The following is a 22625-nucleotide window of genomic DNA, read 5'->3' as shown; positions in this document are numbered from 1 at the left end:
ATGTCCGACACCGCAACGCAATTCACCGTGCCCGACGTCGCCAAGGCCGTCGCCGCGGCGATCCCCGACCGCGACCTGGTGATCCAGGGCGACCGGCGCTACAGCTACGCGCAGATCCTCGAGGGGGCCAACCGGCTGGCGGGATACCTGCACAAGCGCGGACTGGGTTGCCACACCGAGCGTTCGGGCCTCGCGGGGCACGAGGTCGGCCAGGACCTGCTCGGCCTGTACGCCTACAACGGCAACGAGTTCGTCGAGGCGCTGCTGGGCAGCTTCCAGGCGCGGGTCGCGCCGTTCAACGTCAACTTCCGCTACGTCAAAAGCGAGCTGCAATACCTGCTGGCGGATTCCGGGGCCACCGCCCTGATCTACCACGCGGCGTTCGCACCGCGCGTCGCCGAGATCCTGCCCGACCTGCCGCAGTTGCGCGTCCTGATTCAGATCGCCGACGACTCGGGCAACGACTTGATCTACGGCGCGGTGGATTACGAGGCCGCCCTGGCGTCCAGCTCGCCGCAACCGCCGACCGTTCAGCACTCGCCCGACGACCTCTACGTGCTCTACACCGGCGGCACGACGGGAATGCCGAAGGGCGTGCTGTGGCGCCAGCACGACATCTTCATGACGTCCTTCGGCGGGCGAAACCTCATGACCGGCGAGCCATCCGCGTCGATCGACGAGATCGTGGCCAGGGTGGGCTCGGGCCCCGGAGCCAAGTTGCTCATCCTGCCGCCCCTGATCCACGGGGCGGCGCAGTGGAGCGTGATGACCGCCATCACGACGGGGCAGACCGTCGTATTCCCTTCGGTCGTCACTCATTTGGACGCAGACGACGTGGTGCGCACCATCGAGCGTGAGCGGGTGCCGGTGGTGACGGTGGTCGGGGATGCGATGGCGCGGCCGCTGGTGGCCGCGATCGAGAAGGGCATCGCCGACGTGTCGTCGCTGGCCGTGGTCGCCAACGGCGGCGCCCTGCTCACCCCCTTCGTCAAGCAACGCCTGATCGAGGTGCTGCCGAACGCCGTCGTGGTCGACGGTGTCGGATCGTCGGAGACCGGGGCGCAGATGCACCACATGTCCGCCCCGGGCGCGGTGTCGACGGGCACGTTCAACGCCGGACCCGACACCTTCGTGGCGGCCGAGGACATGTCCGCGATCCTGGAGCCCGGCCACGAGGGCATGGGGTGGCTCGCGCAGCGCGGCTATGTTCCGTTGGGCTACAAGGGCGATGCGGCAAAGACGGCCAAGACCTTCCCGGTGATCGACGGCGTGCGGTACGCCGTCCCGGGCGACCGCGCGCGCCACCGCGCCGACGGCGCCATCGAATTGCTGGGCCGCGACTCGGTCACCATCAATTCCGGCGGCGAGAAGATCTTTGTCGAGGAGGTCGAAACCGCGATCGCGTCGCATCCCGCGGTGGCCGACGTGGTGGTCGCCGGGCGGCCCAGCGAACGTTGGGGCCAGGAGGTGGTGGCCGTCGTCGCGCTCGCCGAGGGTGCGAGCGCCGACGCCGACGAGCTCGTCGCGCACGCCGCAAAGTCGTTGGCGCGCTACAAGCTTCCCAAGGCGGTCGTCTTCCGTCCGGTGATCGAGCGCAGCCCGTCGGGCAAGGCCGACTACCGGTGGGCGCGCGAGCAGGCGGTGAACGACTGAGCATGCCGGCGCTGCAGAAGGACGAAACGCTGACCGCCTCGACCGAGGTGCGGGCGTCCCCGCAACGGGTGTACGCCGTCGTCTCGGACGTCACGCGAATCCCCGAGTGGAGCCCGGAAACGACGCGCGCGGAGTGGTTGGCGCCGGACCGTTTTCGAGCGTGGAACCGCCGCCGGCTCGGCCGCTGGAAGACCGCCGCCGACGTGGTCGAAGCGGAGCCCGGGCGCCGGTTCTCGTTCGTCGTCCAGGCGATGGGAGGGGACTGGACGCAGTGGACCTACCTCATCGAACCCGGCAGCGCCGCCGGCACCACGCGCCTCACCGAGACTTTCCGCATGTGCGTCCCGCTGCCGCTCGGCGTGGTGGTTTTCGAGCACCTTTGCCTGTTCGTGCGGGACCGCCGCGCGGACCTGCAGCGCAACCTCGAGGCCTCGGTGGACCGGATCCGGGCGATCGTCGAGGCAGGAAGCGGCGCGTGAGGTACCAGGGCCGTGTCGCCGTCGTCACCGGTGCGGGCTCCGGCATCGGGCGCGCGTTGACGCTCGCGCTGAGCCGGGACGGCGCGCACGTCGCGGCATCGGACATCGACGCGAAAAATCTCGCCGAAACCCAAAGAGCTTGCCCGCCCGGCACGGTGACGACCTATCGGGTCGATGTCGCCGACCGGGACGCGGTGCTCGCCTACGCCGACGACGTGCGCCGCGACCTGGGCCCCGCCTCCATGGTGTTCAACAACGCCGGCGTCGACCTGTTCGCCAGCGTGGCGGACATGTCCTGGGCGGACTTTGACTGGCTCACCGGGATCAACATCGGCGGCGTCGTCAACGGGACCAAGGCGTTCCTGCCGCAGCTCATCGAATCCGGTTCCGCCGAGCGCCCGGCACGGTTGGTCAACCTGTCGAGCGCCTTCGGCCTCATCGCGATTCCGTACCAGGGTGCCTACAGCACTTCGAAATTCGCGGTGCGCGGCCTCACCGAGGCGCTGCGCCAGGAGATGATCATCGAACGCCGTCCGGTGACCGTGCATTGCGTCCATCCCGGTGTGGTGCGCACCAACTTCGGCGCCAACATGCGCACCGCGGCCACTGAGGATCCCGACCTGGCGGCGAAGCTTTTCGGCCGCGCGGCGCTCACCTCGCCGGAGAAGGCCGCCCGGGTGATTCTGCGGGGAGCCGAGAAGAACCGGGCCAGGATCCTCATCGGCCCCGACGGGCGCGCCATGGCGGCGATGCCCCGCGTGCTGGGCGTGGGGTACGCCGCCCTGCTGGCCCGCACCGCCCGCCTGACGCGGTAGCCGCCGCCCATATTGTCTACTGTAAGAATTACAGTACGATCTTACGCATGGCGACCAACGTCCACGCCGGCCCCCAAACCGGGCAAGAGACCGTCAGCCTGCGTGACCCCTACCCGTTCTTCGCTCACAAGCGGCGGCGGGCCGGCGTGTTCCGCGGCACCGTCATGGACTACTCCAAGACGCCGGAGTCGCTGCTGCCCAAGCGGGAGTACTCCGCGGTGTCGTTCGACGCGGTGAACACCGTGTTCCGCGACGGCCGGGTGTTCAGCTCCGCCCCGTACGACAAAACGATCGGCCTGTTCATGGGGCCGACCATTCTGGCGATGGAGGGAAAGAAGCATCGCGACCATCGCAACCTGGTGTCCGCGGCGTTCAAGTCCAAGGCGCTGGCCCGGTGGGAGCCCGCCGTCGTGCGCCCGATCTGCAATGCGTTGATCGACGAATTCATCGACAGCGGCGAGGCCGACCTGGTCCGGCAGTTCACCTTCGAATTTCCCACCCGGGTCATCGCCGAACTACTGGGGCTGCCGGCCGAGGACCTGCCGATGTTCCGCAAGCGCGCCGTCGAGTTGATCAGCTACCACGTCAACTACGAGCGGGCCTTCGAGGCGTCGGCGGCGCTGAAGGATTACTTCGTCGAGCAGATCGAGCAGCGCAAGTCCAAGCCCACCGAGGACATCATCGGCGACCTTGTCAGCGCAGAGATCGACGGCGAAAAGCTCAGCGACGAGGCGATTTACTCCTTCCTGCGCCTGCTGCTGCCGGCCGGTCTGGAGACCACGTACCGGTCGTCGGGAAACCTGCTGTACCTGCTGCTCACCCATCCGGACCAGTTCGCGGCGGTGCAAGCCGATCGCGAGCTGATCGGCCAGGCGATCGAGGAGGGGCTGCGCTACGAGACGCCGCTGACCACCGTGCAGCGGTTCGCCACGGAGGACACGGAGCTGGAGGGGGTCGAGATCCCGGCGCGGGCCGTCATCGGCGTGTGCATCGGCGCGGCGAATCGCGACGAGCGGCGCTGGGAACGGGCGGAGGAATTCGACATCTTCCGCAAGCACCTGCCGCACATCTCGTTCGCGGCCGGCGAGCACACGTGCCTGGGGCTTCACCTGGCGCGGCTGGAAACCCGTGTGGCGCTCGAATGCCTGCTGAATCGGCTGACCAACATCAACCTGCGCACCGAGGGCGACCCACACATCCACGGCCAGCCGTTCCGGTCGCCGACCGCGCTTCCGGTGACGTTCGACGCACAGTAGGGTCCGGGAATGGTTAAGGTAATGGCGGGCTTTCGGGTCCTAGAGCTTGCGCAGTTCACTTTCGTCCCGGCGGCGGGAGCGATCCTCGCCGACTGGGGCGCGGACGTCATCAAGGTCGAGCACCCGGTGCGCGGCGACACGCAGCGCGGCTTCCTCAACATGGGCGGCATTCAGGTCGATCCCGAGCGGCACCCGTTGATGGAGCATCCCAACCGCGGCAAGCGCAGCGTCGGGATCGACGTGTCCACGCCGGGCGGGCAGGAAGTGATCTACGAACTGGCCAAGGCCTCCGACGTGTTCCTGACCAACTACATGCCCGCGGTGCGGCAGAAGCACAAGTTCGACGTGGAACACATCCGCGCGGTGAACCCGAACATCGTCTATGCCCGCGGGTCGGCGTACGGCGACAAGGGACCCGAGCGCAACGTCGGTGGGTACGACGGCACCGCATTCTGGACGCGCAGCGGCATCGGCTACGCGCTGACGCCGGAGGAGCTGGGCGGCGCGCTGGGACAGGGCATTCCGGCGTTCGGCGATTCCATCGGCGGCATGTTCATCGCCGGCGGCATCTCGGCCGCGTTGCTGCACCGCGAGCGCACGGGCGAACCCGTCGAAATGGACGTGTCGTTGCTCAGCACGGCCTGGTGGGCGGCGGGCGCCAGCGTGACCCAGGGCATGGAAACCGGCGAGGTGATGCGCACCCCCATGCCGGGCTCGGCGGCGATGTCGGTGAATCCGTTCATGGGCAACTACGAAACGTCCGACGGCGGCACCATCAACCTGTGCATCATCAGCCCGACCGGCTTGATCCGTGACACCTTCGAACACCTAGGCATCCCCGAGGCCGCCGACGATCCGCGCTTCTCCGACGTCCTCCCCCTGATCCAAAACGCCAACGCCGCTGCCGAACTGATCGCGAAAGCCTTCGCCGGCAAGCCCTTTGAGTACTGGCGCCAGCACCTCAAGACGATGAAGGGCCAGTGGGCGCCGTTCCAGAGCCTCCTCGATCTCGTCGACGACGAGCAGGCCATCGCCAACGACATGATCGCCGAGGTCGAGGTCGCCAGCGGCGGAAAGCCGTTCCGCGTCGTGCGGGGGCCGGTCCAGTTCAACCATGAGCCGCTGGTGACCACCCGCGCTCCGCAAGCCTCCGAGCACACCGAAATCGTGTTGATGGAACTCGGCATGGACTGGGACCGCATCGAACAGCTCAAGGACGCGGGGGCCATCGCTTGACCGACGCCTACTACGAGCTGGCGGATCCGCACGATCCACTCGGCGAGAGGTTCAGCGCCTCGGATCATGTCATCAGCACCTGGTCGCCGACGATGCAGAACGCCGCGCCCGTGTCGGCGCTGCTGGTGCGCGCGCTGGAGCGGTGCGGGCCACGCGACGACGCCCGGTTGAGCCGCGTCGTCGTCGACCTGCTCGGACCCGTCCCGGTGGCCGGGCCGCTGTGGGTGCGTGCCCACGTCGAGCGCCCGGGGACCAAGATCGAGCTGCTCAACGCCCAGATGCTGGCGCCGGGCCCGGACGGGCGGCCGCGACCGGTCGCCAACGCGATCGCGTGGCGATTTCAGGTGGGCGATGCGGCGGAGCTGTTTTTCACGCCCGCTCCCCCGCTGCGACCGGTCGGCGAGGGGCGGCTCCGCCACCCCGACAACGACGCCAACCAGACGTACATCCAGAGCCTGGATTGGCGCTGGCTGAACGACATCCTCAACGACGTGCCCGGCGAGTGCTGGGCCAGGCCGATCGTCGACCTCGTCCAGGGCGAATCGATGACCCCGATGCAGCGCCTGTTCGCGGTGGCCGACATCGCCAACGGCATGGGCAGCCGCCTCAGCGTCGCCGAGTGGCTGTTCCTCAACACCGACCTCACGGTACACATCCACCGCGTCCCGAACGGGGAATGGGTCGGCGTCAGGGCCGAAAACCACTACGGCCGAGACGGAGTCGGCGTCTCCATCGCCACGCTTTTCGACCAGCGCGGAGCGGTGGCCGCCCTCCAGCAGGCGCAACTGGTGCGCCGCCGTTAGCGCCCCCGAAGACAAGGAGATACGGATGACGAACGAGGTCGCCATCATCGGGGTGGGTCTGCACCCGTTCGGCCGATTCGAGGGCAAGTCCGCGATGCAGATGGGCGTCGACGCGATCTTCGCCGCGGTCGCCGACGCCGGCGTCGCGTGGCAGGACGTCCAATTCGCCACCGGCGGCAGCTGGACGGTGGCCAATCCCGACGCGATCGTCGGCATGGTGGGCCTGACGGGCATCCCGTTCACCAACGTGTTCAACGCGTGCGCGACCGCGGCCAGCGCCGTCAAGGCCTGTGCCGACGGAATCCGGTTGGGCGACTACGACATCGGCATCGCCATCGGCCTGGACAAGCACCCGCGCGGAGCGTTCACCGAGGACCCGGCGCTGGTGGGCATGCCGAGCTGGTATGCCGAGAACGGGCAGTACCTGACCACGAAGTTCTTCGGGATGAAGGCGAATCGCTATCTGCACGAGCACAACATCTCCACCGAGACGCTCGCCAAGGTCGCCGCGAAGAACTTCCGCAACGGTTCGCTGAACCCGAACGCGTTCCGCCGCAAGGCGATTCCCGAGGACCAGATCCTGAATTCGCCGGTGCTCAACTACCCGCTGACCCAGTACATGTTCTGCGCGCCCGACGAGGGCGCCGCGGCCGCGGTGATGTGCAAGGCCGACATCGCGCACCGCTACACCTCCAAGCCCATCTACCTGCGGGCGGTGGAGGTCCGCACCCGCCGCTACGGTGCGTACGAGGTGAACACCACCTTCGCGCCGGTCGAGGAGGACGTCGCGCCCACCGTCTACGCCGCGCGGGCCGCATTCGAGAAGGCCGGTGTCGCGCCCGACGACGTCGACGTGATCCAGCTGCAGGACACCGACGCCGGCGCCGAGATCATCCACATGGCCGAGTGCGGGTTCTGCGCGCACGGGGATCAGCAGAAGCTGCTGGCCGACGGCGCCACCAAGATCGGCGGCGCCATGCCGGTCAACACCGATGGCGGGCTGATCGCCAACGGTGAGCCGATCGGCGCCTCGGGGCTGCGCCAGATCCACGAAATCGTCCGCCAGCTCCGCGGCGAGGCGGGCGACCGGCAGGTCCCCGGCGCTCCGAAGGTTGGCTTCACCCAGCTGTACGGGGCGCCGGGCACCGCCGCCGCGACGATCCTGACCACCTGAGCTTCGCGGCGGCCGTAACTTTCGCCCGGCCCGTTTCGTCGTAGTGGCGAACGGGAGGAGTTCTCATGCACATCGTGATCTTCGGAGCGAACGGAGTGACCGGGCGGCTGTTGACCCGGCGCGCCCTGGACGCCGGCCACTCGGCCGTGGCGGTGACCCGGCGACCCGGCGAGTTTCCCATCACCGATCCGCGGCTGACGATCGCCGCCGCGGACGTGCGCCTCGCCGGCCTCGCCGGGATCGTCGCCGGCGCCGACGCCGTGCTGTCCACGCTCGGTGTGCCGTTCACCCGCCGGCCCGTCGACACCTATTCCGTCGGCACCCGCAACGTCGTCAACGCGATGCGACAGGCGGGTGCCAATCGGCTTGTCGTCGTGAGCAGCACCGGCGCCCACCCCGCCCCCGGCCGGCGCGGCGCACCGCTGGCCTTGCGGCTGTTCGAGCCGATCATCGCCCGCACCATCGGCAAGACCGTCTACGACGACATCCGGCAGATGGAGGCGTTGGTCCGAGACAGCGACCTGGCCTGGACGATCGTGCGGCCGTCGGGCTTGTTCGATCTGCCGGAGGTCACGAATTACCTTGCGGGGGAAGTCGAACCCGTGGGCGCGTTCACGGCCCGCATCGACCTGGCGGACTACCTGGTCAAGCTCGCCCAAGACGGCGCGGCATCCCGGAAGACTGTCGTCGTGTCGACAACCGAGCGCACGCCGACGGTGTGGGAAATGATCCGCCGGGAGGCGTTCAAGGGCGAGGCGCCGCACAACGTCTCGGCTTAACAATCGCTGTAGCTCGGGTTGCTGCGAGGTGCCCGCGCGGCGACGCCGGGGTTAATTTAATTTCCCGGCTGAAATCGCACTGCTGTTGTCATCGGGTTTGCTCGTAGGCTGACGCCGAAAAGCCTGCTCATGTCGAGGTCAGGAGTCGCGATGTCCACTACCGAGTTTCCCTCCGAGGACGTCCCATTAGCCACCGGTGAGCGTTTCGTGACCATCCAGGACAGCCCCGAGTTCGCCGAACTGCGGCGCAAACTACGCCGTTTCGTCTTCCCGATGACGGCGCTCTTTCTGGCCTGGTACGCCAGCTATGTGTTGCTGGGCGCCTTCGCGCACGACTTCATGGCGGCCAAGGTCTTCGGGAACGTCAACGTCGGATTGCTGATCGGACTGGGCCAGTTCCTGACCACCTTCGTCATCACGGGGCTCTACGTGCGGTTCGCCGATCGGGAGCTTGATCCGCGAGCCGCCGCCATTCGCGCGGAAGCCCAGGCATCATGACGCTGCTGGCCGCCGGGCAGCAGACGATCGGGAATCCCGTCGCCAACATCGCCATCTTCGCCGTTTTCGTCCTGATCACCCTGTACGTGGTGATCCGGGCCAGCCAGCGGAATGCCACCGCGACCGAGTTCTTCACCGCCGACCGCGCGTTCACGGGTCCGCAGAACGGCATCGCGATCGCCGGCGACTATCTGTCGGCGGCCAGCTTCCTCGGCATCGCCGGGGCGATCGCCGTCTACGGGTATGACGGGTTCCTGTATTCCATCGGGTTCCTGGTGGCCTGGTTGGTGGCGTTGCTGTTGGTGGCCGAACTGATCCGCAACACAGGGAAATTCACGATGGCCGACGTGCTGAGCTTCCGGCTCAATCAGCGGCCGGTGCGGCTGGTCGCGGCGGTATCCACGCTCACCGTGTCATTGTTCTATCTGCTGGCGCAGATGGCCGGCGCGGGCGGTTTGGTCGCCCTGCTGCTGAATGTCAAAGGCCGCCTTGGTGAGTCGATCGTCATCGCGGTCGTCGGTGTCCTGATGATCGTCTACGTCCTGGTCGGCGGGATGAAGGGCACCACGTGGGTGCAGATCATCAAGGCCGTCCTGCTGATCCTTGGCGCGGCCACGATGACGGTGATGGTGCTGGCGAAGTTCGGCATGAACTTCTCCGACATCCTGGGGGCGGCGCAGTCGGCGGTGTCGCACGCCACCACCAAGGGCGTCGCCAGCCGCAACGTGTTGGCCCCGGGCGCGCAATACGGCGGGTCGACGACGTCGAAGATCAACCTGCTGTCGCTGGGCCTTGCGCTGGTGCTGGGCACCGCGGGCCTGCCCCATGTCTTGATGCGCTTCTACACGGTGCCCACCGCGAAAGAGGCGCGCCGGTCGGTGGTCTGGGCGATCGGGCTCATCGGCGCCTTCTATCTGTTCACGCTGGCGCTGGGCTACGGCGCCGCCGCCATCGTCGGGCCCGACCGGATCCTCAAGGCGGCCGGCGGGCAGAACTCGGCGGCGCCGTTGCTGGCGTTCCACCTCGGCGGTGTGGTCCTGCTCGGCGTCATCTCGGCGGTGGCGTTCGCGACGATCCTCGCCGTGGTCGCGGGCCTGACGATCACAGCGTCGACGTCGTTCGCCCACGACATCTACGCCAGCCTGATCAAGCGCCACAAAGTGACCGAGACCGAACAGGTCCGGGTGTCCCGCATCACCGCCGTCGTGCTGGGAGTGCTGGGCATCGCGCTCGGGATCCTGGCCAACGGCCAGAACGTCGCCTTCCTGGTGGCGCTCGCGTTCGCCGTCGCGGCGTCGGCCAACCTGCCCACGATCCTGTATTCGCTTTATTGGCGGCGGTTCAACACCCGCGGTGCGCTGTGGAGCATGTACGGCGGCCTGATCTCGACCATCGTGTTGATCATCTTCTCCCCCGCGGTGTCGGGCGCCAAAACCGCGATGCTCCCCGGCGCGGACTTCGCCTGGTTCCCACTCGCAAACCCCGGAATCGTCTCGATCCCACTGGCGTTCGTCCTCGGGATCGTCGGCACGCTCTCCTCGCGTGACCGCGGCGATCCGGTGCGCAACGCCGAGATGGAGGTCCGCTCACTGACCGGCATCGGCGCGGAGCAGGCCGTCGGCACGCACTAGCGAGCGATCCCGACTCGCCGCTTCGCCGAACGTGCAATGACGGCGACGACACGCCGAACACGACCGCCGTCATTGCACGTTCGGCGAAGGGAGTTACGACGTCTTCGTCAGTGGCGGTGAGTAATTCGGCTTGCCCAGCCCGAGCGCGTACTGGCCGATCATGTTGCGGAACACCTCGAGCGTGCCGCCGTAGATGCCGACCAAAGGCGCGAACCGGAAGGCGTATTCGGCGCTGCCGTCGTCGGCTGCGCCATCGGTGCCGAACGGGAGCGTCGATGCGGCCCCGAGGATGTCCATCAGGTCCGGGGAGATGTCGCGCATCGTTTGGGCGATCGCGACCCGGCCGTAGATGCTCGGGGACGACAGCGCGACCTCCAACCGGGCGGCGCTGCGGCCCAGCCGATACACCACGGATTTGTCGTCGATCAACCGGCGCCCGTCCGGGCCCGGCCGGGTCACCGATGCCGCCGCGTTGTCGACGGCCTCGGCCAGAGACCCGGCCTGGTGCATCATGATCGAAGTGTCCTGCAGCCCATCAGGAGCCGCCGCGACGGCACCGTGCTCGACGTTGAGCGGCTCACGCAGCACCGTCCAGCCGGCGTTGACGTCACCCAGCCGGTACTTGTCATCCACGCGGACGTCGCTGTAGTAGACGATGTTGGTGCGGTCGCCGTCCACGGTCCGGAGGCCCTGGATCTCGATGCCCGGCGAATCCAATGGAACCAGGAACATGGTGAGGCTCTTGTGTTTCGGCGCCTCGGGGGCGGTGTTGGTGATCAGAAACACGTACTGGCAGTTGTGTGCCCCGGTGGTGAACATCTTGGAGCCATTAATGATCCAAGCGTCACCGTCACGCACCGCACGGGTCTTGCACGTGGCGACGTCGGAGCCGCCTTCGGGTTCGGTGTAGCCCAGGCACAGCCGGACCTCGCCGCTGAAGACCTTGGGCAGCACCTCGTCGCGCACCTCGGGCCTCCCGAACTTCGCCACCGAGCGCGCCACCATCGCGGTGGTCCCCCACGTCACCCAGGGCACGTGGGCCCGCCGCTTCTCCTGCTCCCAGATGCGGCGCCGGACCCGGCTGAACCCGCCCTCGGATTCCGGCCTCCACTCGGCCTCCAAATAGCCTGCGGCGCCGAACTTCAGGTGCAGGCCCTCGTCGAAGTTGTCGCCTGTCTCGCGGTCGCGACGGCGGACCTCGTCGGTCATGTGGGTGCTCAGGAAATTCCGCGCCTCGTCGCGGAAGGCATCGTCTTCCGCCGACAGCTCGACCCGGGAGAAGTCCATTGTTGTTCGCTCCTGTCCTAGGCCGGCTGGGGTGTGCTCTCACGGGCCGCGACGATCTCGCCGACGCGCAGGGCGGTGGCCCCCGGGTCGCCGCCCGCCAGCGGCCATCCCCGGGCGCGCACCAGGTACGCGGTGGCCGCGGCCTCGGACGAAACCCCGAGGCCGCCCTGGATATGCACCGCCATCGTCGCGGCCTTGGCGGCCTCCTCGGCCATGAAGACGAAGGCCGACGGCGCCAGGTCGGGGCGTTCGTCGGGTTCGTTGTCCAGGAACCAGGCGGCCCGCCGGGCGAGGTTACGCCCGCCCTGAACGGTGATGGCCATGTTGGCCAACGGGTGCGAGATGGCCTGCAGCGTGGAGATCGGCACGCCCAGCGTGTAGCGCGTCTTGGCGAACTCCGCGGCGATCGTCATCGTCTCCTCGACCAGGCCCACCAGGGCCGCCGCGGTCAGCAGCCGCCATTCGTCCAGGGCGCGTTGGTAATTCGCCACCGCGTCCGGCCCCTCGGCCACGACCGTGCGGGTGTCCGCCGCGGCGGGATCCACCCAGGCCATCGGCAACCGGCCGATGTTATCCACCTTCGCCGGCCGGGTGCCGAAGGTCAGCCGCACGACCCGATCGCCGTCGCGGACGATGATGTGGTCGGCGATCGCGCCCGTCGGGATCAAGCGGACACCCGGCGAGGCGTCGATGCGCGCGTCGAGCGCCGCGAGCTGTTCGCCACTGGCCACGCCCGCGGTGTCGGCGCCCAGCGCCCCCAGTCGTCCCAGCAGCCGGGCGGCGCACACGTGGTCGATCCACGGAACCGGCGCCAGCGACCGGCCGATCTCCTCGGCCACCAGGGTGAGGTCGACCAGCGTCGCACCGTCGCCGCCGCATGACTCCGGCAGCGCCATGGTGGTGGCGCCCATCGCGCACAGCCGTTCCCACAGGCCCTCGTCGAAACCGGATCGCTCTGCCGCGCGCACCGTTTCGATCGAGCAGTGCGTCTTGAAGAACTGCTTGTACGCGTCCTGCAGGGCCACGTGGTCTTCGGACAGGCTGTAATCGAGTCTGCGCAGTTCGAAGCGGTCCATCGTCAATGTTCCTTCCCGAAGAAGAATTCCTGCGCGTTGTTGTACAGGTAGTTGTCCAGCACCTGGGGCGGCAGGTCCAGCGCCCGGGCTTCGGGGATCACCCGGCGCATCCGCAGCACCGGCCAGTCCGACGCGTAGATCACCTTGTCGGGCCCACGCGTCCGCATGTAGTGCAGCAGGCTTTCGGGCAGCCGCTTGGGCGACCACGCGGACGTCATCAGGCGCAGGTTGGCGTACTTGAGCAGCAGCCGGATGGCGACGTCCCACCATGGGTCGGCCCCGTGGATCATGCACAGCTTCAACTCCGGAAACCGCACGCAGACGCGATCCAGGTGCATCGGATGCTGCACCTCGCCAGGAATCGGCGGGCCCGGGATGCCGGTGTTGACGCACAGCGGCAGCTCGAGCTCCGCGCACTTCGCGTAGAGCGGGTAATACACGGCGTCGCTGGGCGGATATTGCCCGTCACCCCAAAAGCTGGGTCCCACAACGGCATACGCGACCGGCAGGTCGCCGGCGACGGCGGCCAGCTCCCGCAACGACCGCACCGGGCGCAGCAGGTTGACCCCACCCATCGCCAGGGCGAACCGGTCCGGCCTGGCCTCGATGAACTTGCGCGCGGTGGTGGACGGGCTGGCGATCGAGTCCATCAGGATCGCCTTGCGCACCCCTTGCTCATCCATCTCGTCGAGCAGCTCGGACAGATCCACCGGGGCGAACATCGACTCCGGGCCCTTGAAGTAGTCGTCGCGGACCTTGAGCATCCAGGTCGGCTGGGAGTCGGCCTCCCCGAAGTGCACGTTGATCAGGCAGTCGATCGCTTGGGCGTTCATGACACCTTCTCTTCGGCTTGCTCCCGGGCCCATCGGTAGTTGGGCTTGCCGTTGCCGAGGCGCTGGATCTGCTCGACGAAGATGAACGCCTTGGGTGCCTTGAAATGCGCGAGCTGCGAGGTGCAGAAGGTGTAGAGCGCCCGCCCGTCGGCGCTCAGATCGGCGCCCGGGTGGGGAGCAACGAGCGCGACCACCTCCTGCCCCCACCGCTCGCTCGGCCGTCCCACCACCAGGGCATCGGCGACGCTCGGATGCGCCCGCAGCACCTCCTCGACCTCCTCGACGAACACCTTTTCGCCGCCGGTGTTGACCACCAGCGAGTCGCGGCCGAAAAGCCTGATGGTGCCGTCCTTTTCGAGGGACGCCCGGTCACCGGGTATCACCACGCGCCGGCCGTCGATCTGCGGGAAGGTAAGCCGGGTGGCCTCGGCGTCGCCGAAGTACCCGAGCGGAATCCGGCCCGTCCGCGCGGCCCAGCCGACCTCCTGCTCGCCGGGGCGCAGGAATCGCTTGCGATCAGCGGACACGACGGTGGCCCCGTCCCTGGGCTGGAAGGTCTCGCTGGCCGTTCCCTCGCGGCTGTGCCCGAACGCCATGTTGCCGCTCTCGGACGAGCCGTAGCCCTCGATGATGGTGATGTGCGGCAGGCATTCCATCAGCGCCCGTTTGTATTTCGCGTTGGTGGCGGCGCCCCCGGTGCCGATGGCGTTCAGCGAGGACAAGTCGTACCGGCGGGCGCGCAGCTCGGCGATCAGCGGCCCGGCGTACGCGTCGCCGACCATCGTCATCATGCCGACCTTCTCGCGCTCGGCGGTCTCCCACACCGACCGCACGTCGAGCTTGTTGCGGTCGTCATAGAGCACCACAGGCAGCCCGGCGCACAGCGCCGCGAAGGCGGTCCACATGCCCGCCGCGTGCATCAACGGCGAGACCGCGAACCAGGCCGGGCCGCCGCCGCGTACCTTGTCGTGGATCTCGGTGACGCTGTCGTGGTCGGCACCGACCATGGACGACACATACATGTCGCTCTGGCGCCACAGCACCCCCTTGGGGCGCCCCGTCGTCCCTCCGGTGCACATCATGATCAGGTCGTCCGGCGACCCCACCGGGTACGCGTCCGGATCACCGGCGGCCAGGGCGTCGTCCAGCGATACGGCGCCCGGCAGTTCGGCAGCGCCGCTGCCGTCGTCGATGGACACCAGCAGCTCGGTCCCGTCCGGGGGCAGCACGTCGGCGAACCGGGCGCCCAGGGCGCGGTGGTAGATGATCGCCCTGGGCCGGACGTACGCGAGCAGGTCGGCGATTTCGCGCGGCGAGTAATGATGGTTGACGTTGACCGGGACGGTGCGCGCCTTGAGGCATCCGATCACCATGTCGGGGTACAGGTCGTTGTACATCAACAGCGCGACACGGTCCTGACCGCATTCCCAGGGTTCGAGCTCCGCGCGCTCGGCGTGCGCCCCGAAACCCTTGCCGCCGAGGAAGTTCGCCAGCCGGGTGGTGCGGCGCGCCGATTCGGCGAACGTGCTGCGGCGGTCGCCGCAGACCGTCATCACACGGTCTCCGACGACGTCGGCGATGGCGTCGAGAACGGCGCCCACGGTCCATTCGCTCATCGTGGCAGCGGCTACGCGGACGATCCGACTTGGACACCGAGGAGGTCGAGGGCGTTGTCGCGCATGATTTTTCGGACGTCGGAGTCGCTGAACCCGACGAGCTCCTCGGTGAAGGACACCGGCGACTCGAGGCCTTCGCCGTGCGGCCAGTCGGATCCGAACAGGATCTTGTCGATGCCGATCGCGTTGGCCAGCTCGGGCAGGTCGTCCTCGTAGTAGGGCGCGATCCATACGTTGTTGCGCAACTGCTCGACCGGGTCCTCGGGAAAATGCTTCGGATAGTTGTTGGCCACCTTCTTCAGGCGCTTGATCAGCCGGTGCACGAAGTACGAACCGTTTTCGATGCTGACCGCCTTGAGCTTCGGGTGGCGGGTGAACACGCCGTGCACGATCATCGAGGCCATCGTGTCGTGGATCGCGCGGTCGTCGAGGAGCACCTGATCCAGCGGATCCTTTTCGCCGAACCCCTCGAAGGTCGCCTTGCCGCCCCACTGCGCGGCGATGTGCAGATAGCCGCTGTCGCTGAGGTGGAAGCCGACGGGGACGCCCGCCTCGGCCAGCCGGGCCCACACCGGGTCGTGGCTGGGGTCGCCCAGCGATCGCGGCTTGACCACGCCGGGCACCGGCGCCGGCCGGACCAGCACCAGCTTGGCGCCGCGCGCCAACACGAACTCGACCTCTGCGAGCGCCTTGGCCGGATCGGCCAGCGAGATGATCGGCGCGGCAATGATTCGGTGATCGGGCCGGTCGAAACCCCAGTCCTCGTCGAGCCAGAGGTTGAACGCGTGCACCGAGGCCATCGTCGCCTCGATGTCGTGCTTGAGCGCCTCCTCGACGCCGCATCCGAACGTCGGCAGCATGAACACCGTCTCGATGTCCTGCGTGTCCATCACCGTGATCCGCGCGTCGCGGTTCTGGTATTCGGGATGATCGGCCAGTCGCTCGACTTTCATCAGCGAGGCCGGATCGACGCCCTCGGGGATCTCGCCGCGGAACAACAAGTCGAGACAGCCCGGCACGATGATCGGGTCGAAGGTGACGTTGGGGATGAAGTGGTTGACGCGGTCCCCGATCACGGCCCAGGTGCGCTTGCCGTCGCTGACCATCTGCACGCCGCGGCGCTTGAACCTCTTGTCCAGGTGGCGGGTGAAGGCGTCCAGCGGCTCGTAATAGTGGTTGTCGACGTCGATCGCCCGGTAATCCAAGTCGGCCATGATCATCCTTTCCGGTGTCACCGGCAAAACTAAGCTTCGGTCGAAGTGAGCGAAGGGAATTGGGGCGGGCGCTTCTCCAGGAAGCTGGTGATCCCTTCGATGACGTCCGGCCGCGGCATCGCCTCGTGCAGCAGGACCTCGGCCCGCGCGGTGGCGTCGACGACGTCGCGGGTGGCGTCGCCGTAGACCTGCTGTTTGATCACCGCCATCGCGGCCGGCGAGCAGTTGCGTGCCATGTCCTCGGCGTATTCGAGGGCGCGCGCCATCAGGTTCTCCGGGGCGACGACCTCTTTGACGAGGCCGAGCTGGGCAGCCTCCTCGGCGAGAAAGGTGCGGCCGCTGAGCAACAGGTCGAGGGCCACTCCCCACGTGGTCAGCCGGGGAAGTATCCAGGAGACGCCGAATTCGGCGATCAGCCCCCGGCGAGCGAACACGGCGGCGAACTTGGCCCCGGCGGCCGCGAAACGGACGTCGCACATCAGGGCCTGGGTCAGGCCGATGCCGACGCAGGCGCCGTTGATCGCCGCGACGACGGGCTTGCGCAGCGTGGTCACGAAATGCGGTGGGCGCTCGCCCACCAACGCGGACAGGTCGGTCTGCGCCGCCTTCTCCATGGTCTTGCCGTAGGTGGGCGCCGAACTCGGCGCGCCCAGATATGCGCCGGCGCAAAATCCCTTGCCCCGACCGGTCACCACGATCACCCGGATGTCGGGGTCTTGCTCGGCGCGGTCGATCCCGGCATAGAACGCGGCGGCGATGTCGGGGCCCCAGGCGTTCAGGCGGTCCGGACGGTTGAAGGTGAGGATGGCGACGCCGCTCGCGGTGGCCTCGTAGAGCACGGCGTCTTCGGAAGCACCGTCGCTGCCGGACATCTCCCGCGGCACCTCCTCACCCTCGACGTGCCGGAAAATCACCCCGACTTTGTACGCATACTGTATACCTATCGGTAGCGCATTCCACAACCGCCGCCACGCCCGCGTGAACCGCAACCAAACAGCGATTTTCGGCGCGCTGAGCCGCCCACGGCAAACCTAGATCGCCGACGGGATTGTGCGTCGGTCCCGGTAACCGCGGCGAGGGGGTTTGGGATGGCGATGCGGGGGTTATCGATGACTCGTGAAAACGACGTTGAAGGCGCTGATGCACCGCCTGCGCCAGGCGCGCGCGATGGCGCTGCGGGCCGAGCTTGCGGTCACAGGCGCGCAGATCCTGTTCTGGGCGGCTCTGATCGGCGTTCTCGCCGGTCTCGCGCTGCGGCTGCGGCGCCGTAGCCAAATCCCGCCGCAACAGCCGAGTTCGGCGCAATCCGCGCCCGCCGTGGCCGGGGACTAGGGCTGTGGCCTGCGCCACGTGGCTCAGATGTTTGCGCTGATCCCGTCCCCGGGAACCCCTTAACTCAAGCCATCCATCAATGGGAGGGAGATGCAATGGTGGACGTCAAGAGCGGTCCGGTCCAGGCCATTCGAGGCATTGTCGAAGGCGTGTTCGGTAAGACGAAGGAATTCATCGGCACGGTCATCGGCAGCAACGACCTGGTCAATGAGGGCGAAGCCCAGCAGGACAAGGCTGACGCCCAGCGCAGCGTCGCACGCAAGGAGGCCGCAGCCGAGAAGGCGCGCGGCAAGGCGAAGGCGGCCGAAGCGCGCGAGCGGGCCGAACAGAAGAAGTAAACGTCCGAATTGGAGCGGGCCCGGTGACGCACCGGGCCCGCTTCACGGTTTGAAAGCCGTTCTACTGCACTGCGGTTTCGAGCAGACCGACCCGCCGGTAGGCGTTTTCGATCTGAGCCTTGGCCTCCGGCGGCAGCTCGGCCTGCGGGGGCCGCGAATGCGGATAATCGCCGATCGGCAAACCCAGCAGCGAGGCGGCGTACTTGAAGGCGCCGCCCCAGTGGGTGAAGTAGTCGGCCCGCCCCGGGTAACACGTCCACCACGACCCGATGTCGAGGTCGAACTGATCCATCCCGGATTCCCGCCCGTAGTCCATCGCTTCGAGCAGTTTGTCGTTGAGCACCAGCTCCCAGTATTCGGAGAACAGCCGCCGTTGCGGGGTCTCGAACAGATAGCCGGCGGTGCCCAATTGCGCAGGGCACACGATGCCGGCGCGCAGCCACCCGGCGCGGTAGACGGTCCGGTCGCATTCCCAGACCGCGAGGTCGGGCGCCAGTTCGTGCAGCCGCCGGCTCGCCTCCGGCCGGAACGCGCCCTCCTTCGTGGCGCACACCGCGGGCACCTCGTCATAGATCCGCGCACTTTCCGCCGGGGTCAGCACGTAGCCGGAGGACGGAGAATTGAACATGCCCAACGCGATATCGGTGCGCGCGGCAACGTAGTTGAAGAACCGCAACACGCCCTCGCCGCCGTGCGCCTCCATCATCGGCGTTTGGATGTAGGCGATGTCGGCACCCACCTCTTGGGCGTGCCGCGTCAATTCCAGACAGTCCTTCGCGGACATCGCGGCCGTGCAGGCCTGGACGACGACATCGGGATTCAGGCCGCGCGCCTCCTCGATCGCCACCTCCAGCAGGCGCTTGCGCTCGTCGAGGGTCAGCGACCAAAACTCGGCGATGCCGCTGGTACACCACAACATCGGGTGCCCGAGATCGCCGACGCAGTACCGCACCAGGGTCCGGTAGGCGTCCCAGTCGATGTCGTCGCCGTCGGGGCCGCAGAACGGCGTGTAGAGGGAGTCGCCGATCCCCCGCAATGCTCCGCGCGCCCAGCTGCGCGCCTCGGTCGCCGTTGCCACAATCGACTCCTTCTGTCGGCCAAACGATTTCGGGTCAGGTGAAGTCCGAACCACCGTCGACGTTGATGTTGGCGCCGGTCATGTAGGAATTGCGCCGCGACGCGAGAAAGGCGGCGACCGGCCCTATCTCTTCCGGCAGGCCGGCCCGCGGCATCTGCGCGGGATGCCCGAAATGCTCGGCGATCGCGTCCATCAGCGCGTACGGGTCGTTGCCGTCGACGCCGACGGACTTCGCCCAGCCGACCAGTGACTCGGAGGCAATGCTGCCCGGCGACACCACGTTGACCAGGATTTCGTCCTTGGCCAGCAGCAAGGACAGGTTTTTCGAGACGCTCGTCAGCATCGACTTGGCGGCGGTGTAGGCGGGCAGCATGACGCTTTGCCGCTGGGTCGAGTGCGCCGAGAAGTTGACGATCCGAGCCCATTCCGCCTTGCGCAGCAGCGGAAGTGCCGAGCGGACGCAGCGGACCATGCCCATGACGCCGTCCTCGACGGCCCGGTGCCACTGCTCGTCGGTCAGATCCTCGAAGCTGCCCGCCGCGCCCGGCCCGACGGTATTGATGAGCACGTTCAGTTCGCCGCCCCAGCGCGCGGCCACGTCGGCGAACACCTTGTCGACCGCGGCGGCGTCACCGATGTCGGCCGTCAGGCCGAGGGCATCGGGGCTCCCGCGCCCGGCCAAATCGGCGGCGGCGGAATCGAGCGCGTCGCGGCTGCGGCCCACCACCGCCACCCGGGCCCCGTCGTCGGCCAGGCAGCGTGCCGTCGCCAACCCCATGCCGCGACTACCACCGACCACCACCGCCGTGGCATTCGCCAGCCCTAGATCCATGTGTCCAGCCGTTTTACCAAAAAGCCTACGATAGGTATTACAGTAGCAGACGGAAAACGCGACGACACGCACGCATATGCGCAGGTCAGAGAAGAACCGCGGGTAGATTCCACTCTACCGGTGGCACGGCTAGATCCTGATGGAGGTGCCCGTAGTGGCAAAGCAGGCAACCGCCGAGAAGCGTCAACGACGCGAACGCGGGTCCATCAATCCCGACGACATCATCAGTGGCGCATTCGAACTCGCGGAGCAAGTGTCGATAGACAACCTGAGCATGCCGCTGCTGGGCAAACACCTCGGCGTGGGCGTCACCAGCATCTACTGGTACTTCCGCAAGAAGGACGACCTGCTCAACGCCATGACCGACCGCGCCCTGAGCAAGTACGTCTTCGCCACCCCCTACGTCGAAGCGAGCGATTGGCGCGAGACCCTGCGCAACCACGCCCGCCTGATGCGTAAAACGTTCATGGGCAACCCAATTCTGTGCGACCTGATTCTGATTCGCGCCGCCCTGAGTCCGAAGGCCGCCCGGGTGGGCGCTCAGGAGATGGAGCGCGCGATCGCCAACCTGGTGGAGGCCGGCCTGTCGCCCGAGGACGCCTTCGACACCTACTCCGCGGTCTCGCTGCATGTCCGCGGTTCGGTGGTGCTGCAACGGCTCTACGACAAGAACCAGACGCCGGACAGCGGACCGCGCGCCATCGAGGACGCGGTGGCCATCGATCCGGCCACCACCCCGCTGATCGCCCAGGTGACCGGGCAGGGGCACCGCATCGCCGCTCCCGACGAAGCGAACTTCGAGTTCGGCCTCGACTGCATCCTCGACCACGCCAGCAGCCTGATCGAGAAGCGCGCCAAGGCATCGGGCCCGTCGCGGCAGCGCAAGGCGGCCAAGTCGCGCTGAGGGCGCCGGCCGACGTCACATCCGCAACACGCGTCCCCGCTGGCGCCGGCACGTGTTGTGCCCGCCTCATAGCGACAACATCCGTTCGAAACGAAAAGCGCCCCAGGTTGTCGCTCAGAGGCGGGCACATTGCCGATTCCTCCGCCGCTGATTCTTTTGTGGCAAAAGTGAATTGACGCGCTACTAGGCTTCCGGTTCGGGCACGTGGAAATGCTCGTCACGGAGCCGGAACGCCTCCTTGGCGCCGTGTTGCGCGCGGGTTTTGACGAAGTTGAACTCGCCGGGGGCGAATTGCAGGTTGGTCCCGAAGGCGTGAATCAGATAGCTCGCGACTTCCTCGCCGTTGTAGGCCTGCGTCTGCTCGACGAGGCGGAACGCCTCCTTGGCGATGACGACCCCGTCGGCGGGCATCTTCGCCGCCTTCTCGGCCCAATACCGCGCCCGCGCGGCCACCGAGCCGGGATCGCATGTGTCGGTGAAGATTCCGAGGTGCTCGACCTGGCCGGCCTCGATGATGTCGCCGGTCAACAGCAGGCGCCGCGCCAGCACCGGGCCCAGCCGGTGGAAGAACATGTGCAGGCTCCCGAGCGCGGGGCCGAGGAAGCGGGTCGCGGGCATGCCGATCTTCGTGTCGCGCGCGATGACGGAGATGTCGGTCATCAGCGCCATCTCGAAGCCACCGCCCAGCGCGTAGCCGGCGATCTCGCCGACGGTTACCTTCGGGAAGCCCATCAGGTTGTGATAGAAGCCAAACGACTTGCGGTCGACCGTAAGTCGGCGCCGCTGGCTGGGCCGGCGCTTGGCCTGGTCGTCGCCGGCCGAGCCGTACCAGCCGTACGCGTTGTTCATGTCGGCGCCGGTGGAAAATACTCCCTCGGCCCCGCGCAACAGCACTACGGTCAGGTCGTCGTCGTCGGCCACCCGATCCAGGCAGCGGGCGACGGTCTCGCGCATCGTGGCGTCGTAGGAATTGCGCTGCTTCGGGTTGTTCAGCGTGATGGTCGCGATTCGCCGATCGGGGTCGATCTCGAAGAGCACTCGTTCGTCGGCAATGTTGGAGGAGCTCATCCGTCGGATTCCTTTCGCCGCCTGCCGAATTTGAATCCGGTCAGCTTCTCCGGCGGCGACGCCAGCGTGGTGACCTCGCCCGTGCAGAGCACCTCGTCGCCGAGCAGCAGCCGCGCCGTCGACGCGATGCCCCTTTCGACCTGCGACCGGTCGATGTCGAAACGCAGCTCGGTGAGCACCGGGGTCGGCCGCCGGAAGTTGACCAGCAGCGACCGCGTCTTGCCGGAAAGGCCGGTGACGCAATTGTGGTGCTGGATCACGCAGTCGAAGAAGACGCCGAGGAAGCCGCCGTGCACCAGCCCGGGCGGCCCCTCGTAGACGAGCGGGAAGCACACCACCCCGCCGGCCTTCTCGGCGTCGAGTTGCTCGAATCGGTATTCGGGAAAGCTGGGGTTGTAGGCGCCGATGTCGGTGGCGTGGTTGAGGTAGACCCGCCGGCGATCACCGGGGACCTCGCCGATCCGCGGAGCCGGGTCCGCCGCGGCCGCGGGGACCAGCTCGCGCTCCCATTCCGCGAACTTCGCGAGCATGGCATCCACCGTCGGGTGCGGGTGTTCGAGTGACAGCAGCAGCGAGCTGAGGCGACGCATGGCGCCGGCGGCCGCCACCGTCTGCGCAAGGGGCGCCTCGCCGAATTTCGCGTCACCGACCATGCTGCCCGCTTTCACCGGGCCTCACCCGGTTGTTCCGTCGTTAGCGATTCCTTGCTAACTTATACCTCGG

At 67.6% G+C, this 22625-nt stretch carries 23 protein-coding genes; 13 read left to right on the top strand and 10 right to left on the bottom strand.

Annotation, left to right across the window (positions count from 1 at the left end; genetic code table 11):
- From AWB89_RS03730 to AWB89_RS03685, 10 genes are all read left to right on the top strand, one after another.
- Complete coding sequence (locus tag AWB89_RS03730) at window positions 1-1653, top strand: acyl-CoA synthetase (protein ID WP_085171667.1); 1653 nt, start codon at window positions 1-3, stop codon at window positions 1651-1653.
- Between the two features lie 2 nt (window positions 1654-1655).
- Entirely contained in the window at window positions 1656-2132 is a 477-nt protein-coding gene (locus AWB89_RS03725) for an SRPBCC family protein (protein WP_085171666.1), read from the top strand.
- Window positions 2129-2947, top strand: a complete 819-nt coding sequence (locus tag AWB89_RS03720; protein ID WP_085171664.1) for an SDR family NAD(P)-dependent oxidoreductase — start codon at window positions 2129-2131, stop codon at window positions 2945-2947. Before AWB89_RS03725 ends, AWB89_RS03720 begins: the two co-directional genes overlap by 4 nt.
- 47 nt (window positions 2948-2994) lie before the next feature.
- A complete protein-coding gene (locus tag AWB89_RS03715; protein ID WP_085171662.1) occupies window positions 2995-4203 on the top strand; it encodes a cytochrome P450 in 1209 nt (402 codons plus the stop codon).
- Window positions 4204-4224: 21 nt separating this feature from the next.
- Window positions 4225-5439, top strand: coding sequence for a CaiB/BaiF CoA transferase family protein (locus AWB89_RS03710; protein ID WP_085171660.1), 1215 nt, complete (start codon window positions 4225-4227; stop codon window positions 5437-5439).
- A complete protein-coding gene (locus tag AWB89_RS03705; protein WP_085171659.1) occupies window positions 5436-6242 on the top strand; it encodes a thioesterase family protein in 807 nt (268 codons plus the stop codon). Before AWB89_RS03710 ends, AWB89_RS03705 begins: the two co-directional genes overlap by 4 nt.
- Window positions 6243-6267: 25 nt before the next feature.
- The gene (locus tag AWB89_RS03700; RefSeq protein ID WP_085171657.1) at window positions 6268-7416 is read left to right on the top strand and encodes a thiolase family protein; all 1149 of its coding nucleotides are present in this window, start codon (window positions 6268-6270) and stop codon (window positions 7414-7416) included.
- A gap of 65 nt (window positions 7417-7481) precedes the next feature.
- Entirely contained in the window at window positions 7482-8195 is a 714-nt protein-coding gene (locus AWB89_RS03695) for an NAD(P)-dependent oxidoreductase (RefSeq protein ID WP_085171655.1), read from the top strand.
- Between the two features lie 150 nt (window positions 8196-8345).
- Window positions 8346-8693 carry a DUF485 domain-containing protein gene (locus AWB89_RS03690; protein ID WP_085094156.1) on the top strand — a complete coding sequence of 116 codons (348 nt, stop codon included), beginning with the start codon at window positions 8346-8348 and terminating at the stop codon, window positions 8691-8693.
- Entirely contained in the window at window positions 8690-10324 is a 1635-nt protein-coding gene (locus AWB89_RS03685) for a solute symporter family protein (protein ID WP_085171653.1), read from the top strand. The genes AWB89_RS03690 and AWB89_RS03685 overlap by 4 nt, the downstream gene beginning before the upstream one ends.
- A gap of 93 nt (window positions 10325-10417) precedes the next feature.
- On the opposite strand, the gene AWB89_RS03680 is transcribed toward AWB89_RS03685, so the two are convergent.
- The 6 genes from AWB89_RS03680 to AWB89_RS03655 are packed head-to-tail and all read right to left on the bottom strand — an operon-like array spanning window position 10418 to window position 17222.
- The gene (locus AWB89_RS03680; protein ID WP_085171651.1) at window positions 10418-11611 is read right to left on the bottom strand and encodes an acyl-CoA dehydrogenase family protein; all 1194 of its coding nucleotides are present in this window, start codon (window positions 11609-11611) and stop codon (window positions 10418-10420) included.
- A gap of 17 nt (window positions 11612-11628) precedes the next feature.
- On the bottom strand, window positions 11629-12687 hold the full coding sequence (locus tag AWB89_RS03675; protein WP_085171649.1) for an acyl-CoA dehydrogenase family protein: 1059 nt from the start codon (window positions 12685-12687) through the stop codon (window positions 11629-11631).
- A gap of 2 nt (window positions 12688-12689) precedes the next feature.
- A complete protein-coding gene (locus tag AWB89_RS03670; RefSeq protein ID WP_085171646.1) occupies window positions 12690-13520 on the bottom strand; it encodes an amidohydrolase family protein in 831 nt (276 codons plus the stop codon).
- A complete protein-coding gene (locus AWB89_RS03665; protein ID WP_085171645.1) occupies window positions 13517-15136 on the bottom strand; it encodes an acyl-CoA synthetase in 1620 nt (539 codons plus the stop codon). Before AWB89_RS03665 ends, AWB89_RS03670 begins: the two co-directional genes overlap by 4 nt.
- A gap of 11 nt (window positions 15137-15147) precedes the next feature.
- Window positions 15148-16350, bottom strand: coding sequence for an amidohydrolase family protein (locus tag AWB89_RS03660; protein ID WP_085171987.1), 1203 nt, complete (start codon window positions 16348-16350; stop codon window positions 15148-15150).
- Between the two features lie 29 nt (window positions 16351-16379).
- The gene (locus AWB89_RS03655) at window positions 16380-17222 is read right to left on the bottom strand and encodes an enoyl-CoA hydratase (RefSeq protein ID WP_085171986.1); all 843 of its coding nucleotides are present in this window, start codon (window positions 17220-17222) and stop codon (window positions 16380-16382) included.
- A 244-nt stretch (window positions 17223-17466) separates the two neighbouring features.
- Here AWB89_RS03655 and AWB89_RS03650 point away from each other — a divergent pair, with 244 nt between their 5' ends.
- Window positions 17467-17682 (top strand): hypothetical protein, encoded by a 216-nt coding sequence (locus AWB89_RS03650; protein ID WP_085171643.1) that lies wholly within the window; start codon window positions 17467-17469, stop codon window positions 17680-17682.
- A 95-nt stretch (window positions 17683-17777) separates the two neighbouring features.
- Complete coding sequence (mbp1, locus tag AWB89_RS03645) at window positions 17778-18020, top strand: microaggregate-binding protein 1 (protein WP_085094142.1); 243 nt, start codon at window positions 17778-17780, stop codon at window positions 18018-18020.
- Window positions 18021-18081: 61 nt separating this feature from the next.
- On the opposite strand, the gene AWB89_RS03640 is transcribed toward mbp1, so the two are convergent.
- Both AWB89_RS03640 and AWB89_RS03635 read right to left on the bottom strand, forming a co-directional pair.
- Window positions 18082-19098 (bottom strand): dihydrodipicolinate synthase family protein, encoded by a 1017-nt coding sequence (locus tag AWB89_RS03640; RefSeq protein WP_085171641.1) that lies wholly within the window; start codon window positions 19096-19098, stop codon window positions 18082-18084.
- Between the two features lie 34 nt (window positions 19099-19132).
- Window positions 19133-19930 carry an SDR family NAD(P)-dependent oxidoreductase gene (locus AWB89_RS03635; RefSeq protein ID WP_085094138.1) on the bottom strand — a complete coding sequence of 266 codons (798 nt, stop codon included), beginning with the start codon at window positions 19928-19930 and terminating at the stop codon, window positions 19133-19135.
- A 139-nt stretch (window positions 19931-20069) separates the two neighbouring features.
- Between AWB89_RS03635 and AWB89_RS03630 the strand changes: the two genes are divergently transcribed.
- Window positions 20070-20834 (top strand): TetR/AcrR family transcriptional regulator, encoded by a 765-nt coding sequence (locus AWB89_RS03630; protein WP_085094136.1) that lies wholly within the window; start codon window positions 20070-20072, stop codon window positions 20832-20834.
- 183 nt (window positions 20835-21017) lie between these two features.
- Here the strand turns inward: AWB89_RS03630 and AWB89_RS03625 are convergent, their stop codons facing one another.
- Together AWB89_RS03625 and AWB89_RS03620 are read right to left on the bottom strand one after the other, a co-directional pair.
- Complete coding sequence (locus AWB89_RS03625) at window positions 21018-21902, bottom strand: enoyl-CoA hydratase/isomerase family protein (RefSeq protein ID WP_085171640.1); 885 nt, start codon at window positions 21900-21902, stop codon at window positions 21018-21020.
- The gene (locus AWB89_RS03620; RefSeq protein WP_085171985.1) at window positions 21899-22555 is read right to left on the bottom strand and encodes a hypothetical protein; all 657 of its coding nucleotides are present in this window, start codon (window positions 22553-22555) and stop codon (window positions 21899-21901) included. Before AWB89_RS03620 ends, AWB89_RS03625 begins: the two co-directional genes overlap by 4 nt.
- Window positions 22556-22625 lie beyond the last annotated feature (70 nt).

Source organism: Mycobacterium paraense, from assembly GCF_002101815.1.
GTDB classification, from domain to species: domain Bacteria; phylum Actinomycetota; class Actinomycetes; order Mycobacteriales; family Mycobacteriaceae; genus Mycobacterium; species Mycobacterium paraense.
This window is presented reverse-complemented; position numbering and strand designations above follow the sequence as displayed.